This window comes from Oscillibacter sp. CAG:155, from assembly GCA_000436875.1.
GTDB lineage: Bacteria > Bacillota > Clostridia > Oscillospirales > Oscillospiraceae > Oscillibacter.
Window position 1 is genome coordinate 1 of sequence record FR890872.1, and the last position, 15,429, is coordinate 15,429.

A 15,429-nucleotide genomic window follows, 5' to 3' on the forward strand; every position below is an offset into this window, starting at 1 on the left:
GCAGCGCCGGCAGCGGGAGCAGCCATAGCAGCGGCAGAAACGCCGAACTCTTCCTCCAGAGCGTGCACCAGCTCGGACAGCTCCAGAACGGTCAGACCCTTGATCTCCTCGATCATAGCGGTAACTTTCTCAGACATTGTATTAGCCTCCTAATTGTAAAATAAATGTTGGAACCCGGCCGGAATTACTCGGCGGCGGGTGCGGGAGCAGCCTCTTCGGCAGCGGGAGCGGCTTCGCCGTTCTTCTCCGCGATCTGCTTCAGGACCACAGCCAGGCCGGTGATGGGCGCCAGCATGGTACCCAGGAACTGAGCCTGCAGGACGGGCAGAGCGGGGATGGCAGCCAGAGACTGAATGGTGGCCAAATCCACGGGCTTGCCGTCCATGAAGCCGCCCTTGATCTCGAACTTGCCGTCCAGCTTCTTGGCGTAATCGGCCATGACGCGGGCGGGAGCCACTGCATCCTCAGACAGAGCCAGGGACGTGGTGCCATTGAGCAGACCATCCAGCTCGTTGAGGCCAGTGTTGTTGAACGCGAAGCGGAGCAGGGTGTTCTTCACCACCGCGTAATCCACGTTGCTCTCACGGCACTCCTTACGCAGCGCGGTGTCTTCTTCAACGGTGATACCCTTGTAGTCGACAATCACGCCCGAAGTCGCCTTCTGGATCTTCTCGGTCAGCTCAGCCACGATGGCCTGCTTTTCAGATAAGACCTTTGCGTTAGGCATTCTTGTGTTCACCTCCATAGGAATTGTAGGTGCGTTCAAAAAGGAAACCGTCCTTGTGCCGCAAAGACACAAGGACGGATAGCAAATCACATTTGCCGCCCTCGGCAGGACTTACGAGAGGTTCCTCTCACCTGCTGTCTTTGGAACGCATCTGATATTATATTCAAGGGCATGACAAAAGTCAACCCCCAAATACACATTTTCTGCGAATTTCCGGGAATCAGACCAACTTTGCGGTGTTCATCTTCACACCGGGGCCCATGGTGGAAGCAGCCACGCAGCTGCGGATATACTGGCCCTTGGCGGAGGCGGGCTTCGCCTTCACGATAGCGCCCATCAGAGCGTTGTAGTTCTCGGTCAGCTTCTCAGCGCCGAAGGACACCTTGCCGATGGGGCAGTGGATGATGTTGGTCTTGTCCAGGCGGTACTCGATCTTACCGGCCTTGACTTCCTGGACGGCCTTGGCCACGTCGGGGGTGACGGTACCGGCCTTGGGGGAGGGCATCAAGCCCTTGGGGCCCAGGACCTTACCGAGACGGCCAACCACGCCCATCATGTCAGGGCTGGCAACCACCACGTCGAAGTCGAACCAGTTTTCCTTCTGGATCTTCTCCACCAGATCCATATCGCCCACGTAGTCAGCGCCGGCCTCACGGGCAGCGTCGGCCTTGTCGCCCTTGGCGAACACCAGCACGCGGACAGTCTTGCCGGTGCCGTGGGGCAGCACGATGGCACCGCGGACCTGCTGGTCGGCGTGCCGGGAGTCAACACCCAGCTTCACATGCAGCTCGACGGTCTCGTCGAACTTGGCGCTGGCGGTCTTGCAGATGAGAGCCATGCCCTCAGCAGCGTCATACAGCGTATTCTTATCGATCTGCTTGGCGCTTTCCTGATATTTCTTGCCTCTAAACAATGTTATTTCCTCCTCATAGTGGTTCTTCGGAATAAATCCTCCCACTGTATGCCTGAGCGGCGGCGCCGCCCGGCTTCACGTATACGGTCAGTCGCCGACGACGACGCCCATGGAACGGGCGGTACCGGCGATCATGCTCATGGCAGCCTCCAGGTTGGCGGCGTTCAGGTCCTTCATCTTGATCTCGGCGATCTTCTGGATGGAGGCCTTGGAGATGGTCGCAACCTTGGTCTTGTTGGGAACACCGGAGCCGGACTCGATGTTGCACTCCTTCTTGATCAGGACGGCCGCGGGGGGCGTCTTGGTGATGAAGGAGAAGGAACGGTCGGCATACACGGTGATGACCACAGGGATGATCATGCCCATGTCATTCTTGGTACGCTCGTTGAACTCCTTGGTGAAGGCGGCAATGTTGACGCCGTGCTGGCCCAGAGCGGGACCAACGGGGGGCGCGGGAGTCGCCTTGCCTGCGGGGATCTGCAGTTTCACATAACCAGTAATCTTCTGTGCCACGGAGTAGCACCTCCTAAATCATAAATGTGGTGGCGGCAAGAGCCGTCTTTGGCGGGGCGGGTGCCCCTCCCACTTGCGCCGCTGCGGCGCGTCTTACTTTTGAACCTCGACCTGGTCCAGTTCCAGCTCCACCGGGGTCTCCCGGCCGAACATGGACACCATCACGCTCACGCGGTTCTTCTCCGGCTCGATCTCTTCCACGATGCCGGTAAAGCTGGCCAGCGGGCCGTCCACGATCTTGACATGGTCGCCCACATTGTAGTTGACCACAATCTCGTGTTTCTCCATGCCCATGGCCAGGACTTCCTCCTCAGAGAGGGGGATGGGCTTGTTGGCAGAACCGACAAAACCGGTAACGCCCCGAACGTTGCGCACCAGGTGCCAGGTATCATCGGTCATGACCATCTTGATCAGCACGTAGCCCGGGAACACCTTCCGCTCCACTTCCTTGGTGGTGCCGGTCTCGGTGACCTCGGTCACGGTCTCCATGGGAATCTCCATGCGGAGGATCTTGTCCTCCATGCCGCGGCCGGTAACGAACTTCTCGATGCTGGTCTTGACGGCGTTCTCATAGCCGGAATAGGTATGGATCACATACCACTTCGCGCTGTCTGACATCTTTCTTACCCCTTAAGCGCCAAACACATCCAGGATGATCTGCACGGCCGTCACGGCGACGCCGTCGAAAATCCAGATGCAGGCGCCGATGACCAGGGAGCACAGCAAAACCGTGCCGGTGTTGGCGATCACAGTCTTACGGTCAGGCCAAACGACCTTCTTCAGTTCGCTTTTCATCTCGCGGAACCATGCTCCGCGGTTTCTCTTCTTCTTGACTTCTTCTGCCATACGTTTACACGCCCTTTCTCATTTCGTTCACCATTACTTGGTTTCACTGTGGAGCGTGTGCTTTCTGCAGAAGGGGCAATACTTGTTGAGTTCCAGCTTGTCCGGAGTGTTCTTCTTGTTCTTCATGGTATTGTAGTTTCTCTGCTTGCACTCGTTGCATCTCAGGGTCACTTTCACGCGCATCTAACGGCACCTCCTTATTATTGGTATCTTTCCCGGCAACGCCGGGGATACCGACTGCCTCCCTGCCATTTCAGAAAGGGTCCGCGCCGTCATGGCTGAAAAGCGAAAAATGCGCATGACAACAAAGCCCTTTTTCACAGGTAAGAGAGATTGTACCACAAGTCAAATCCGAGGTCAACTGTTTTTTGAAATTTTTTCTTGCCTTGCGGATTTCTCCGCTGTATGCTATCATGACCGCAGGAAAAAGCAATCACAAAGGAGGATTCCCATGCGGATCATGGCCATTGACTACGGCGACGCCCACACCGGCATCGCCATCTCCGACCCCACCGGCTTTCTGGCCGGCTTCACCACTACCATCAACGCCTACCGCCCGGAGGTCGTGGCCGATCAGGTGGAGTCTCTGGCCCGGGAGCATAGCGTGGAGGAACTGGTGCTGGGATATCCCAAAAACATGGACGGCTCCCTGGGGCCCCGGGCGGAAAAGGCCCAGGCTATGGGCGAACTGCTCAAGGAGGTCACCGGATTACCGCTGACGCTGTGGGACGAGCGCCGCACCACCATCGACGCCCATCAGATCCTGATGGGCGCCGGCAAAAATGCGAAAAAGCGGAAAAAGACTGTGGACGCCGTAGCCGCCACCCTGATCCTGGAGGGGTATCTGACTTATAAAAAGAGTCGGTGACCCCGCCTTCCGAACTGTCATTTCCATGCCAATAAAAAGCGCACCGTTCTTTTCGAACGGTGCGTTTTTTCAGTCTTTGGCCGTGCCATCGGCGTTGAACACCGGCAATGGCGCCAGGAAACGGATGTCATCCCGCTTCTGGGCATCGCCCTCCGCCAGAACCGCCACCCGGCCGGTAACTGTGCCGCCGGCCATCTTCACCAGCGCCTCCATGGCGTGGAGCGAACCACCGGTGGAAATCACGTCATCCATCAGCAGGATGCGCTTGCCCCGGATCAGGTCCGCGTCGTCCCGGCCCAGATACAGCTCCTGCTCCCCTGCCGTGGTAATGGACTGGTCCACCACGTGCAGCGGATCGGGCATATAGGCCTTGGGACCCTTACGGGCAATAAAGTACTTTGCCGCGCCGGACTGGCGGGCCATCTCATGAATCAGGGGAATGCTCTTGGCCTCCGCAGTGAGCATGTAGTCATAGCTGTCGGCGGGAACCAGTTTCAAAAGCTCCCGAGCGCAGGCCACAGTCAACTCCGCGTCTCCAAAGACGATGAACGCGCCGATGTACAGATCATCCGTGACCTTGCAGATGGGAAGTTCCCGGTGCAGGCCCGCCACATCAATCGGATAGGTATGCATAACATTGCCTCCCTCAAAAAATGCCATACAGGTAAAAAGGCGCACAATTCGCGCCACACAATCTTTTATTATACGGTCTGACAGCGGAAAGTCAAGCGGAACGCCGCCAGAATTCCCTGTGGAAATTCGATTACCTTCCAAATATCGTCGTTTTACACAACAGCGCTTTTCTTTTTTCTCTGTCAGAAAGAGGACGCTTGGCAAAACTGACAAAATGAATGCTTGCTTCCTCCTCTAAGACATGTTACAATGACCATAGAGGTCAGACAACCCATAGGGAAGCATCATATAGATGAATGAGGAGGCACACTGATGAATGCGTATCTTGCCAGCGTAATCGAGAACGTGAAAAAGAAGCACGCGAATGAGCCCGAGTTCGTCCAGACTGTGGAGGAGGTTTTCTCCTCGTTGGAACCCGTCATCGAAAAGCATCCCGAGTACGAAAAAGCCGACCTGCTCAATCGGATGGTGGAACCGGAGCGGATGTTCACCTTCCGGGTCTGCTGGGAGGACGATCAGGGCCAATGGCATACCAACATCGGTTACCGCTGCCAGTTCAACGGCGCCCTGGGTCCCTATAAGGGCGGCCTGCGGTTCCAGGCCAATGTGTATCCCGGCATCATCAAGTTCCTGGGCTTTGAGCAGATCTTCAAGAACTCCCTGACAGGCCTGCCCATCGGCGGCGGCAAGGGCGGCAGTGACTTCGATCCCGCCGGCAAGTCCGACGCGGAGGTCATGCGGTTCTGCCAGGCCTACATGCAGGCCCTCTATCGCTACATCGGCCCCGATGTGGACGTTCCCGCCGGCGACATGGGCGTGGGCGGCCGTGAGATCGGCTATCTCTTCGGCGAGTACAAGCGCCTGACGGGCCGCTCTGAGAGCAGCGCCCTGACCGGCAAGGGCCTGACCTACGGCGGCAGCAAGATCCGCCAGGAGGCCGCCGGCTTCGGCACCGTGTATTTCCTGGCCCGGATGATGGAGCAGCAGGGAGAGACCCTGGAGGGCAAGCGACTGGCCGTTTCCGGCTTCGGCAACATGTCCTGGGGCGTTTGCCGCAAGAGCGCGGAGCTGGGCGGCAAGGTAGTGACCCTCTCCGGTCCCGACGGCTATGTCTATGATCCCGACGGCGTCACCACCCAGGAGAAGTTCGACTATATGCTCTCCATGCGTGCTGCCGGTGAGGACCGGGTAGAGGCCTACGCCGACCGCTTCGGCGTGGAGTTCTACTCGGGCAAGAAGCCCTGGGAGGTGCCGGTGGATATTGTGGTGCCCTGCGCCACCCAGAACGAGCTGGACGTGGAGGACGCGGTGATGATCGTGGCCAACAACGTGCGCTATTACGTGGAGGCGGCCAACATGCCTGCCACCGCGGAGGCACTGAAGCTGCTGCGGCTGAGCCCCCGGGTCCTGACGGCGGGTTCCAAGGCCTCCGGTTCCGGCGGCGTGGTGGTCTCCGCTCTGGAGATGGTGCAAAACAGCGTGCGCTACAGCTGGTCCCGCAAGGAAGTGGACGACCGGCTGCGCAGCATCATGAACAACATCTACGACCTGTCCGCGGCCGCGGCGGCCGAGTACGATCTGGGCTATGACCTGATCGCAGGCAGCGACATCGCCGCCTTCAAGAAGATCTCGGAAGCCATGATCGCCCAAGGACTTTAAGGAAAAAACCAAAAGCAGCCCGGAGGGAAAGCTGTTCCCTCCGGGCTGCTTGGTTTCTTTGCGGCATGGGGACAGAAACTGTGGGATCTGCGGTTGCATTTGCAGGATACTTCCGGTACAATACTTATTTAATGCGCAGGCGCGGCCTGACGCGATCACCCAAGACAAGGAGACATGACCCATGAATGAGACTTTTCGGGGCAGCAGCCAGTATGTGGCGTCGGAGGATCTGATGACCGCTGTGAACATCGCCGTCACGCTGGAAAAGCCCCTGCTGATCAAAGGCGAGCCGGGCACCGGCAAGACGATGCTGGCCCAGGCAGTGGCGGATGCACTGGGCAAGCAGCTGATTATCTGGAACGTGAAATCCACCACCAAGGCCCAGGACGGCCTGTACGTCTACGATGTGGTCCAGCGGCTCTATGACAGCCAGTTCGGCACCCACGGCGTGGATGACATCGCCCGTTATATCAAGATGGGCAAGCTGGGGGAGGCCTTCCAGGCGGAGGAGCAGGTGGTGCTGCTGATCGACGAGATCGACAAGGCGGACCTGGAGTTCCCCAACGATCTTCTGTGGGAGCTGGACCAGATGGAGTTCTATATCCCGGAGACCAAGGAGACGGTGAAGGCCAAGCACCGGCCCATCGTCATCATCACCTCCAATGCCGAAAAGGAGCTTCCGGACGCCTTTTTGCGCCGGTGCGTGTTCCATTATATCGAGTTCCCCGACCAGGAGCAGATGGAGCAGATCCTCCGCGTCCACTTCGGGGATCTGGACGGCCGGCTTATCGCCCAGGCCCTGGCGGCGTTCTACTGGGTGCGGAGCCTGCGGGAGGTGGAGAAAAAGCCCAGCACCTCGGAGCTGGTGGACTGGCTGCGGGCCCTGGTGGCCGGCGGCGTGGACCCGCAGCGGCTGGAGAAGGAGATCCCCTTTGCCGGTGTGCTGCTGAAAAAGGACAAGGATCTGCGGGCCCTGCAGCGGGCCAGGCGGTGAGCCATGTTCGCGTCATTTTTTTACCTCCTGCGCCAGCGGGGGCTGGATGTGTCCCTCAATGAGTGGCTGACGCTGCTGGAGGGTATGGAGCGGGGACTCCACCGGTCCAGCCTGACGGGATTTTACCAGCTGTGCCGGGCGGTGCTGATGAAAAGCGAGGCGGAGTACGACCGGTTCGACCAGGTGTTCCTGGAGTTTTTCAAGGACGTCCCCTGGCAGGGGGAGCTGCCGGAGGAGGTGCTGCAGTGGCTGGAGCACCCCAAGGAGGACCTGGGGGAGACGGTGCGCCGTCTGCGGGACCTGGGGATGCCGGAGGAGTCGCTGGAGGAGCTGCTCAAGCGGCTGGAAGAGCGGCTCAAGGAACAGACGGAGGAGCACAACGGCGGCAACTACTGGGTGGGCACCCAGGGCCGCACGCCCTGGGGCAACAGTGGCTGGCACCCCGGCGGCATCCGCATCGGCGGCCAGGGCCGCCACCGCACCGCCATGACGGTGGCAGGGGAGCGGAAGTACCGGGATTTTCGAAAGGACAACACTCTGGACACCCGCCAGTTCCAGATGGCCTTCCGGCTGCTGCGGCAGCTCTCCGTCCAGGCGGACAGCAGCGAGAAGGTGCTGGACGTGGACGGCACCATTCGGGATACCTGCGACAATGCCGGCACGTTGAAAGTCCGCTACAAAAATCCCCGGAAAAACGCGGTAAAGGTCCTGCTGCTGATGGACACCGGCGGGTCCATGGAGTACTATGCCGGTCTTTGCAGCATGCTTTTCCAGGCGGCCACCAAGTCCAACAACTTCAAGGAGCTGCACACCTACTACTTCCACAACTGTGTCTACTCAGAGGTTTACACCCATCCGGGACTGCGGTGGGACAGTATGGTCCCCACGGAGTGGCTGCTGCAAAACTACGACGCCAGCTACAAGGTCATCATCGTAGGGGACGGAGCCATGAGCCCCTACGAGCTCCGGGAACCCCGGTACGACTGGGAGAAGCGGACCTATGGAGACTCCGGCCTTGCCTGGCTGGAGCGGCTGCGGCGCCACTATCCCTACCTCATCTGGCTCAACCCGGAGCCCATGCCGGTCCGGCCGGACTACTGGGGCCAGACCCACTGGCAGCTGGCCCAGATCTTCCACATGTACGACCTCTCCGCCGAGGGACTGGAGAAGGGCATGAAGCGGCTGATGGTGCGCCGGTGAGCCGGATTTCCACCGGGATTGTGGAAAACCGGGCTCCCTCAGGAAGCAAAAAACCGCGCGTCTCGAAAGAGTCGCGCGGTTTTTTCCGTCAGTTTCCACATTCCATGGAGATTTGGTTGAACATGGCGAGGATGTCGTCCATGGAGGTGGAGCGTTTTTCCTCGCCGGCCCGGTCCAGCACCACGTGGCCCCGGCTCATCATGAGGATGCGGTCGCCGTACTCCACGGCGTGGCGCAGATTGTGGGTCACCATCATGGCGGTGAGATGCTTTTCCCGGATGACCTTGTCGGTCAGCTCCATGATGATCTCGGCGGTCTTGGGGTCCAGGGCCGCCGTGTGTTCGTCCAGGATCAAAAACTGGAGGGGCGTCATGGTGGCCATCAGCAGCGCCACGGCCTGCCGCTGGCCGCCGGAGAGGGCGCCCATTTTCACGTCCAGCTTATCCTCCAGCCCCAGCCCCAGGGACTGGAGCTGCTGGCGGTAAAAGTCCACCCGCCGCCGGTTCACGCCCCGGCTCAGGCCGAAGGAGCGGCCCTTGTTGTCCGCCAGGGAGAGGTTTTCCAGCATGGTCAGGTTGGGGGCGGTGCCTGCCGCCGGGTTCTGATATACCCGGCCCATGGAGGCGTAGCGCTGGTAGTCCTTCTGGTGGGCGATGCTCTTGCCGCCCACCAGTACGTCGCCGCCCTCAATGGGAATGGAACCGCAGATGATGTTCAAAAGAGAGGTCTTACCGCTGCCGTTGCTGCCTACGATGGAGACGAACTGTCCCGCCTCCACCGTCAGCGAGAAGTGGTCAAAGAGCCGCTGCTCCGTCACGGTGCCGGGATTATAGACCTTTGTGATGTCCCGTACTTCAAGCATGGATGATCTCCTCTCCTTTCCGGCCGGAGACCACCAGCACCAGCAAAAACAGTACCGCAGTCACCAGCTTGAGCATATTGGTGGGCAGGCCCAGGCTCATGGCGATCTGGATGCAGGCCTTGTAGAGGAAGCTGCCCACGATCACCGCCGTGGTGTCCCGGGGAGAGCCCAAAAACCGCAGCGGACGGCACCGGCGCAGCGCCTGGGCAACGCCGGTGGCCCCGTAGAAGCGGAAGAGGGATACGCCGATGATGACCGCCGCCAGGCCGAACACCAGCTGGCCGGTACCCATGGTGGCGGAGAAGCTCCGGGTCTCATGGCACACCAGGCAGCCGCCCAGGGCCACCAGGGCGTTGGAGATCATGAGGCCCAGGATCTTCACGCTGCCCTTGTCCCGGGCGAGAGACGTCACGAGAGCGGCGTTGTCGCCCACAGCCCGCAGCAGCAGGCCGGACTTGGTCTTGAAATACAGATCCAGCACCAGTTTGACTATCACGGCCAGCACCAGGGAGATCACCAGCTTCCGACCGGAGAGGGTGAGCCCGCCCAGGACGGCCATGGTGGAAGGCGCGGTGAAGATGGTGTCCACCGCCCGCTCCACCGGCAGATTGGCGCCGCCGGCGATCAGCAGGTTTACAGAAAACAAAGCGGTCATGGTGATGATGCCCGCCAGCAGGTCCCGGACCTTGAGCCGCACGTGGACCACACCGGTGAAGAGACCCGCCAGAGCGCCCACCAGCAGGGAGATCACCAGTGTCAGCCAGGGGTCCACGCCCTTGATGAGCAGCAGCGCGGTGACGGCGGCGCCCAAGGGGAAGGTGCCGTCCACGCCCAGATCGGGGAAGTCCAGAATGGAATACGTAATATACACGCCGAAGGAGACCAGGGCGTAAATGAGTCCCTGGATCAGCGTGCTGACAAACAAGTCTGCCATGGCAGACCCTCCTTTGCAGAGAAAATCAACGGACCGTGTTGCGGATGGTGCCGATGCCCTGAATGGTGCACTCCACTACGTCGCCGGTGTTCAGGAATTTGGGGGGATCAAAGCCCATACCCACACCGGCAGGGGTGCCGGTGGCGATGATGGTGCCGGGCAGCAGCGTCATCCCGGCGGTGAGCTCCTCCAGAAGGGCGGGGATGCCGGTGAGGAAGAGACGGGTGTTGGAGTGCTGCCGGGGCTCGCCATTGACGGCGGAGGAGATGTCCAGGGCCGGGGGAAAGGCGATCTCATCGGCGGTGACGATGCAGGGACCCATGGGGGTGAAGCCGTCCAGGCTCTTGCCGAAATACCACTGCTTGTGGCCGGTCTGCACGTCCCGGGCGGAGACATCGTTGATGACCGTGTAGCCGAAGATGTAGTCCCCGGCCTCCTCCGCCTTCACGTTCCGGGCGGTCCTGCCCAGGATGACGCCCAGCTCCACCTCGTAGTCCAACCGCTCCACCAGGTCGGCGTGGCGCTGGATGTCTCCCTCCGGCGCCACGGCCTGGGAGACCCGCTTGGAGAAGTACACCGCTACCGGCTTTTCCTTGGTGAAGGCCTCGGCGCTGTAGTGGGCGGCCTCCTCAGCGTGGTCCTTGTAGTTCATGCCCAGGCACAAAATGTCCTGCCGGGGGCGGGGGATGGGGGCCAGCAGCTCCACATCCGCCAATTTCACCTGGACGCCGCTGCGCTCCGCCGCAGAGGCGGCGGAGCGGAGGTCGACAGGGGACGCAGTCTCAATGAGGGTATTCATGTCGGGGTAGTCCAGGGGCATGACGGCGGTCTCGTCCTGGGTGAGGACACCCACGTGCTGGACATGTTCAAAGCAATAGGTGATGAGTTTCATAAAGCTGTTCCTCTTTTCTGATGTGAAAGATTATTCCGCGCACTCCTGGGCGGACTGGGCGATATCGTCGGGAACGGTGATCCCCAGGGCGGAGAGGGCATCGGAGTTGATATAGAGGCCGTAGTTCTCAATGGTCTCGTAGGGGAGATCCTCGCAGGTGGCCTCACCGGTGAGGACCTTGGCGGCCATCTTGCCGGTCTGGATGCCCAGCTGGACATAGTCCAGTCCGGCGCCGGCTACGCAGCCCAGCTTCACCTGCTCTACCTCGGAGCCGTAGACGGGAATGCCGGCCTCATCGGTCTTTTCCAGAATAGAAGTGAGGACACCCACCACGTTGTTGTCAGTCAGGTTGGACAGGCAGTCCACACCGTCGGCGATCAGCTGATCTACCGCCTGGGGGACCTCCGCCTGGGAGGTGACGCCCACGGTGTCGATGGTGAAGCCGTAGTCCGCAGCCAGGTCCTCATAGATGCCCACGGAGTAGACGGAGTTGGGCTCGCTGGTGGTGTAGATGATGCCGATGGTGTCGGCCTCGGGCTGCAGCGCCCGGATCAGCTTCAGCTGGCCCTCCACCGGCAGGGCGTCGGAGGTGCCGGTGATGTTGCCGGAATCCAGGTGAGCGCCCACGGGATCGGTGATGGCGGTGAAGATCACGGGAATGTCCTTGTCCTCGGCGGCGTTGAAGCAGGCCACGGCGGAGTTGGTGGCGATGCCCACCATCAAATCCACGTCCTCGGCGGAGAAGGCATCGCCGATCTGGGTGGTCATGGTGTCGTCAAAGTCGGCGTTGCGGTAATCCACCTCAAAGTCCACGCCTTCCTTCAGCCCGGCCTCTTCCAGCCCCTGGAGAAAGCCCTCCCGGCAGTTGTCCAGGGAGGCGTGCTGGCCGTACTGGCTGATGCCGATGAGGTACTTGGAGGAGCCGTCGCCGGTGTTGTCGGAAGTGGTCTCCTGGCTGCCGCAGGCGGCCAGGGACAGCGTCATCACGAGAGCCAGAGCGGCGGATACGAAGTTACGGAAGTTTTTCATAGCAATTCTCCTATCTGAATTCAAAATGATGGTTGTGGATGGGGTCAGAGGGAATGCATCTCCCGCCATCGTCTTGTGTTCCGTTTCATCGCTTCGGCCTCCTTTTCGGAAATAAAAAAAGTCCTGTCCCATCATTGGGACAAGACTTGAAATCCTGCGGTACCACCCAAGTTGACGCATAGCGCCCGCTCGTTTCACGGACCTCTATCCGTGCCGCCCTGGTAACGGGTGCGGTCCCCGTCAGAGGCTACTGAGGCGCTGCCTGTTCGCTCTGCCCTCGCAAGTCCATTCACCGGAAAGTCCTCTGCCGTGATCCCACCACCCACGGCTCTCTGAAAGGTTGCCCAACCGGGTACTCCTCTTGCTCATCGGTTTTTCTGATTGCTTTGCATTATACGCAGGGAGAAGGGGAAAGTCAACTGTTTTTTTGCACAAAACCGGACGTGAAAAATCTGCCCGATTTACAAAGCCGGGGCGGGGAAAAGCAAGATAATCTATACCCCGGGCGGAGGCGGAATGGGACCGTCCCCACCCGGGATATGAAAAGGATGCAAAATGTTCGCAGAATAAAAACGGAGAGAAAACGAACTCAGGAGAGCAGCAGTTTGTCGTCGGCCTCGTCGGAGCCGCTGGCCTTGCTGAAGAGGGCCAGCAGGTCGGGGACCGTCAGCTTTTTCTTGTCCTCGCCGGAGACGTCGATGACGACTTTCCCGTCATACATCATGATGAGCCGATTGCCGTGGGCAATGGCGTCTTTCATGTTGTGGGTGACCATCATGGTGGTCAGGTGGTTTTCCTCTACGATTCGGTCGCTGAGGGCCAGGACCTTGGCGGCGGTCTTGGGGTCCAGAGCGGCGGTGTGCTCGTCCAGAAGCAGCAGCTTGGGCTTTTTCAGCGCCGCCATCAGCAGCGTCAGTGCCTGACGCTGGCCGCCGGAAAGCAGACCCACCTTGCTGGTGAGCCGGTCCTCCAGGCCCAGATCCAATCCCTTGAGCAGTTCCCGGTAATCATTGCGCTCCGCTCGGGTGATGCCCCACTTCAACCCCCGGTGCTGGCCCCGGCGGGCCGCCAGCGCCAGATTTTCCTCGATCTGCATGGTGGGGGCGGTGCCCATCATGGGGTCCTGGAACACCCGGCCGATGAAGGGGGCTCGTTTGAACTCCGGCAGACGGGTGACGTCGGTGCCGTCGATGGTGATGGACCCCTCATCCACGGACCACACGCCGGCCACGGCGTTGAGCATGGTGGACTTGCCGGCGCCGTTGCCGCCGATGACGGTGACGAAGTCCCCGTCGTGGAGGGTCAGGTTCACGCCCCGCAGGGCCTGCTTTTCATTGATGGTGCCTGCGTTGAAGGTTTTCCAGATGTTGCGCAGTTCAAGCATTGTCCTTGCCCTCCTTTCCGGCGGAGACAGCGGCCTCCGCGTTTTCCGGCTGATGCTTGATCTTGACGGGAATGTACTTGCCCTTCCAGTAAGGCACTGCCAGGAAGATTGCCACGATGGCGGCGGAGAGGACCTTGAGCATGTCGGAGTCCACCTTCAGCCACAGCACCACCTGCATCACCAGATAGTAGATGATGGCGCCGAACACCACGCCCAGCAGCTTGAGGGCGAAGTTGCGGAAGATCCGGGAGAAGAGTACGTCACCGATGATGACGGCGGCCAGGCCGATGACGATGGCGCCACGGCCGGTGTTGGTGTCGATGAAGCCCTGATACTGGGCCAGCAGGCCGGAGGAGAGGGCCACGAGGCCGTTGGAGAGCATCAGGCCCAACACCTTGTTGAAGTTCACGTTGATGCCCTGAGCCCGGCTCATGTTGGGGTTGGCGCCGGTGGCCCGGATGGAGCAGCCCATCTCCGTACCGAAGAACCAGTACAGGATTACGATGATGGCGGCGCAGAAGATGGCGCCCCACAGGATGGGGCTCTTGTACCAGGGATAGGTTCCGTCAAAGAGGTAACGGGAGGAGACCACCAGATCGTACTTGTCCACGCTGATGGCCTGATTGGCCTTGCCGGCGCCGCTGCCCCAGCCCATGATCTTGAGGTTGATGGAATAAAGGGACAGCTGGGTCAAAATGCCGGCCAGCAGCGCTTGGATACCCATGGCGGTATGGAGCAGGCCGGTGATGAGTCCTGCCGCCATGCCCGCGAGGAACGCGCACAGCAGCGCCACGGGGACGCTGTGGCCGTTGATGATCATCATGACGCACACGGCGCCGCCGGTGCACATGGTGCCGTCCACGGTCAGATCGGCGATGTCCAGGATCTTATAGGTAAGATAGACACCGATAGCCATGATGCCCCAGATCAGGCCCTGGGCCACGCCGCCGGGCAGGCTGGACACCAGATTTGCGAAGTCTAGCATGGTTGATCTCCTCCAGAAGCTTTATATAGTGTGATAAAAAACCTTTGCCTGTCAGAAAACCGCGAGAAAGGCTTCCCTTTCTCGCGGTTTTTCGTGGGAAGGATCAGGCGATGGCTTCATAACCCTCGGGGATGGTGACACCCAGGGAGCTGGCCAGATCGGGGTTGTACTTCTTGGTGAACTGGGGCGCGTACTCGATGGGCATCTCGGAGATGTCCGCCTCACCGGTGAGGATCTTGACGGCCATCTTGCCGGTGGCAACGCCCAGGTCGTAGTAGCTGATGGAGAGAGTGGCTACGCCGCAGCCCTTGCAGATGCCCTCCTCACCGGCCACGATGGGAACGCCGGCGGGCTGGGCCACGTTGTTGATGGCTTCGGTGTTGGAGGCGGCGGTGTTGTCGGTGGGGATATACAGCACGTCGCAGTTGCTGCAGGCAGTATTGGTGACGGAGGTGACGTCGTTGGAGTCCACAAAGCTGTACAGCTCACAGGTGTAGCCCAGATCCTCCAGGTAGCCCTTCACGGTCTCCACCTGATACTGGCTGTTGGCCTCGGCGGAGCAGTAGAGAAGGCCCACGGTCTTGGCGTTGGGGAAGAGCTCCTTGACCATGGCGGCCTGCTCGTCCAGAGGAGCCAGGTCGGAGGTACCGGAGACGTTGCTGCCCACGGTGCCGTTGAAGTCATCAATGCCCAGGGCCACGCCGTACTCGGTGATGGAGGTGCCCAGGATGGGGATGGTGCCGGTGGCGGCGGAGGCGGCCTGGAGGGCGGCGGTGCCGTTGGCCATGATCAGATCCACGCCTTCGGAGACGAAGGAGCCGCAGATGGTGGTGCAGGTGGCGGAGTCACCGGCGGCGTTCTGCTCGTTCCAGTTGACGTTCTCCGCACCGAGGGCCTCCTCCACGGCGTCCTTGAAGCCCTGGGTGGCGGCGTCCAGTGCGTCGTGCTGGACCAGCTGGCAGATGCCGATGTTGAAGGGATGGGCGTCGG

18 protein-coding genes, 1 pseudogene and 2 other annotated features are annotated in these 15,429 nt (G+C 60.5%); of the genes and pseudogenes, 4 read left to right on the plus strand and 15 right to left on the minus strand.

Annotated features, from left to right (window positions below; genetic code table 11):
- The 7 genes and pseudogenes from QZL67_RS03415 to rpmG all read right to left on the minus strand — a co-directional run.
- A pseudogene (locus QZL67_RS03415) lies at positions 1–137 on the minus strand (50S ribosomal protein L7/L12); the annotation flags it as partial.
- Positions 138–184: 47 nt separating this feature from the next.
- The gene (gene rplJ, locus QZL67_RS03420; RefSeq protein WP_022289371.1) at positions 185–727 is read right to left on the minus strand and encodes a 50S ribosomal protein L10; all 543 of its coding nucleotides are present in this window, start codon (positions 725–727) and stop codon (positions 185–187) included.
- A 32-nt stretch (positions 728–759) separates the two neighbouring features.
- Positions 760–889: a sequence feature (ribosomal protein L10 leader region), on the minus strand.
- A 58-nt stretch (positions 890–947) separates the two neighbouring features.
- The gene (gene rplA, locus QZL67_RS03425) at positions 948–1,640 is read right to left on the minus strand and encodes a 50S ribosomal protein L1 (protein ID WP_022289372.1); all 693 of its coding nucleotides are present in this window, start codon (positions 1,638–1,640) and stop codon (positions 948–950) included.
- Between the two features lie 87 nt (positions 1,641–1,727).
- The gene (gene rplK / locus QZL67_RS03430; RefSeq protein ID WP_022289373.1) at positions 1,728–2,153 is read right to left on the minus strand and encodes a 50S ribosomal protein L11; all 426 of its coding nucleotides are present in this window, start codon (positions 2,151–2,153) and stop codon (positions 1,728–1,730) included.
- A 93-nt stretch (positions 2,154–2,246) separates the two neighbouring features.
- Entirely contained in the window at positions 2,247–2,771 is a 525-nt protein-coding gene (gene nusG, locus QZL67_RS03435; RefSeq protein ID WP_022289374.1) for a transcription termination/antitermination protein NusG, read from the minus strand.
- A gap of 12 nt (positions 2,772–2,783) precedes the next feature.
- The gene (secE, locus tag QZL67_RS03440; RefSeq protein ID WP_022289375.1) at positions 2,784–2,999 is read right to left on the minus strand and encodes a preprotein translocase subunit SecE; all 216 of its coding nucleotides are present in this window, start codon (positions 2,997–2,999) and stop codon (positions 2,784–2,786) included.
- 33 nt (positions 3,000–3,032) lie between these two features.
- Positions 3,033–3,182 (minus strand): 50S ribosomal protein L33, encoded by a 150-nt coding sequence (gene rpmG / locus QZL67_RS03445; protein ID WP_022289376.1) that lies wholly within the window; start codon positions 3,180–3,182, stop codon positions 3,033–3,035.
- A gap of 268 nt (positions 3,183–3,450) precedes the next feature.
- Between rpmG and ruvX the strand changes: the two genes are divergently transcribed.
- Positions 3,451–3,867 carry a Holliday junction resolvase RuvX gene (gene ruvX / locus QZL67_RS03450; protein ID WP_022289377.1) on the plus strand — a complete coding sequence of 139 codons (417 nt, stop codon included), beginning with the start codon at positions 3,451–3,453 and terminating at the stop codon, positions 3,865–3,867.
- Positions 3,868–3,936: 69 nt separating this feature from the next.
- Here the strand turns inward: ruvX and QZL67_RS03455 are convergent, their stop codons facing one another.
- The gene (locus QZL67_RS03455) at positions 3,937–4,500 is read right to left on the minus strand and encodes a phosphoribosyltransferase family protein (RefSeq protein WP_022289378.1); all 564 of its coding nucleotides are present in this window, start codon (positions 4,498–4,500) and stop codon (positions 3,937–3,939) included.
- A 312-nt stretch (positions 4,501–4,812) separates the two neighbouring features.
- On the opposite strand from QZL67_RS03455, the gene gdhA reads away from it, so the two are divergent.
- From gdhA to QZL67_RS03470, 3 genes are all read left to right on the plus strand, one after another.
- Positions 4,813–6,159, plus strand: a complete 1,347-nt coding sequence (gdhA, locus tag QZL67_RS03460) for an NADP-specific glutamate dehydrogenase (protein WP_022289379.1) — start codon at positions 4,813–4,815, stop codon at positions 6,157–6,159.
- Positions 6,160–6,340: 181 nt separating this feature from the next.
- Positions 6,341–7,153 (plus strand): MoxR family ATPase, encoded by an 813-nt coding sequence (locus QZL67_RS03465; protein ID WP_022289380.1) that lies wholly within the window; start codon positions 6,341–6,343, stop codon positions 7,151–7,153.
- Between the two features lie 3 nt (positions 7,154–7,156).
- The gene (locus QZL67_RS03470) at positions 7,157–8,353 is read left to right on the plus strand and encodes a VWA domain-containing protein (protein WP_022289381.1); all 1,197 of its coding nucleotides are present in this window, start codon (positions 7,157–7,159) and stop codon (positions 8,351–8,353) included.
- 88 nt (positions 8,354–8,441) lie between these two features.
- On the opposite strand, the gene QZL67_RS03475 is transcribed toward QZL67_RS03470, so the two are convergent.
- The 7 genes from QZL67_RS03475 to QZL67_RS03505 all read right to left on the minus strand — a co-directional run.
- Positions 8,442–9,215, minus strand: coding sequence for an ABC transporter ATP-binding protein (locus tag QZL67_RS03475; protein WP_022289382.1), 774 nt, complete (start codon positions 9,213–9,215; stop codon positions 8,442–8,444).
- Positions 9,208–10,149 carry an ABC transporter permease gene (locus tag QZL67_RS03480; protein WP_022289383.1) on the minus strand — a complete coding sequence of 314 codons (942 nt, stop codon included), beginning with the start codon at positions 10,147–10,149 and terminating at the stop codon, positions 9,208–9,210. The genes QZL67_RS03475 and QZL67_RS03480 overlap by 8 nt, the downstream gene beginning before the upstream one ends.
- Before the next feature lie 25 nt (positions 10,150–10,174).
- A complete protein-coding gene (locus QZL67_RS03485; RefSeq protein ID WP_022289384.1) occupies positions 10,175–11,041 on the minus strand; it encodes a fumarylacetoacetate hydrolase family protein in 867 nt (288 codons plus the stop codon).
- 30 nt (positions 11,042–11,071) lie between these two features.
- Complete coding sequence (locus QZL67_RS03490; RefSeq protein ID WP_022289385.1) at positions 11,072–12,070, minus strand: ABC transporter substrate-binding protein; 999 nt, start codon at positions 12,068–12,070, stop codon at positions 11,072–11,074.
- A 132-nt stretch (positions 12,071–12,202) separates the two neighbouring features.
- Positions 12,203–12,448: a binding site (T-box leader), on the minus strand.
- Between the two features lie 211 nt (positions 12,449–12,659).
- Positions 12,660–13,454, minus strand: coding sequence for an ABC transporter ATP-binding protein (locus QZL67_RS03495; RefSeq protein ID WP_022289386.1), 795 nt, complete (start codon positions 13,452–13,454; stop codon positions 12,660–12,662).
- Complete coding sequence (locus QZL67_RS03500) at positions 13,447–14,439, minus strand: ABC transporter permease (RefSeq protein WP_022289387.1); 993 nt, start codon at positions 14,437–14,439, stop codon at positions 13,447–13,449. The genes QZL67_RS03495 and QZL67_RS03500 overlap by 8 nt, the downstream gene beginning before the upstream one ends.
- Before the next feature lie 103 nt (positions 14,440–14,542).
- A partial coding sequence (locus QZL67_RS03505) for an ABC transporter substrate binding protein (RefSeq protein WP_292919778.1) occupies positions 14,543–15,429 on the minus strand: 887 nt, incomplete at its 5' end.

Bases quoted from the DNA above. Each gene is read 5' to 3' on its own strand.
- rpmG (WP_022289376.1), bottom strand. From the start codon at position 3,182: ATGCGCGTGAAAGTGACCCTGAGATGCAACGAGTGCAAGCAGAGAAAC.
- QZL67_RS03455 (WP_022289378.1), bottom strand. From the start codon at position 4,500: ATGCATACCTATCCGATTGATGTGGCGGGCCTGCACCGGGAACTTCCC.
- nusG (WP_022289374.1), bottom strand. From the start codon at position 2,771: ATGTCAGACAGCGCGAAGTGGTATGTGATCCATACCTATTCCGGCTAT.
- QZL67_RS03495 (WP_022289386.1), bottom strand. From the start codon at position 13,454: ATGCTTGAACTGCGCAACATCTGGAAAACCTTCAACGCAGGCACCATC.
- QZL67_RS03490 (WP_022289385.1), bottom strand. From the start codon at position 12,070: ATGAAAAACTTCCGTAACTTCGTATCCGCCGCTCTGGCTCTCGTGATG.
- ruvX (WP_022289377.1), top strand. From the start codon at position 3,451: ATGCGGATCATGGCCATTGACTACGGCGACGCCCACACCGGCATCGCC.
- secE (WP_022289375.1), bottom strand. From the start codon at position 2,999: ATGGCAGAAGAAGTCAAGAAGAAGAGAAACCGCGGAGCATGGTTCCGC.
- gdhA (WP_022289379.1), top strand. From the start codon at position 4,813: ATGAATGCGTATCTTGCCAGCGTAATCGAGAACGTGAAAAAGAAGCAC.
- QZL67_RS03500 (WP_022289387.1), bottom strand. From the start codon at position 14,439: ATGCTAGACTTCGCAAATCTGGTGTCCAGCCTGCCCGGCGGCGTGGCC.
- QZL67_RS03465 (WP_022289380.1), top strand. From the start codon at position 6,341: ATGAATGAGACTTTTCGGGGCAGCAGCCAGTATGTGGCGTCGGAGGAT.
- QZL67_RS03475 (WP_022289382.1), bottom strand. From the start codon at position 9,215: ATGCTTGAAGTACGGGACATCACAAAGGTCTATAATCCCGGCACCGTG.
- QZL67_RS03470 (WP_022289381.1), top strand. From the start codon at position 7,157: ATGTTCGCGTCATTTTTTTACCTCCTGCGCCAGCGGGGGCTGGATGTG.
- QZL67_RS03480 (WP_022289383.1), bottom strand. From the start codon at position 10,149: ATGGCAGACTTGTTTGTCAGCACGCTGATCCAGGGACTCATTTACGCC.
- QZL67_RS03485 (WP_022289384.1), bottom strand. From the start codon at position 11,041: ATGAAACTCATCACCTATTGCTTTGAACATGTCCAGCACGTGGGTGTC.
- rplJ (WP_022289371.1), bottom strand. From the start codon at position 727: ATGCCTAACGCAAAGGTCTTATCTGAAAAGCAGGCCATCGTGGCTGAG.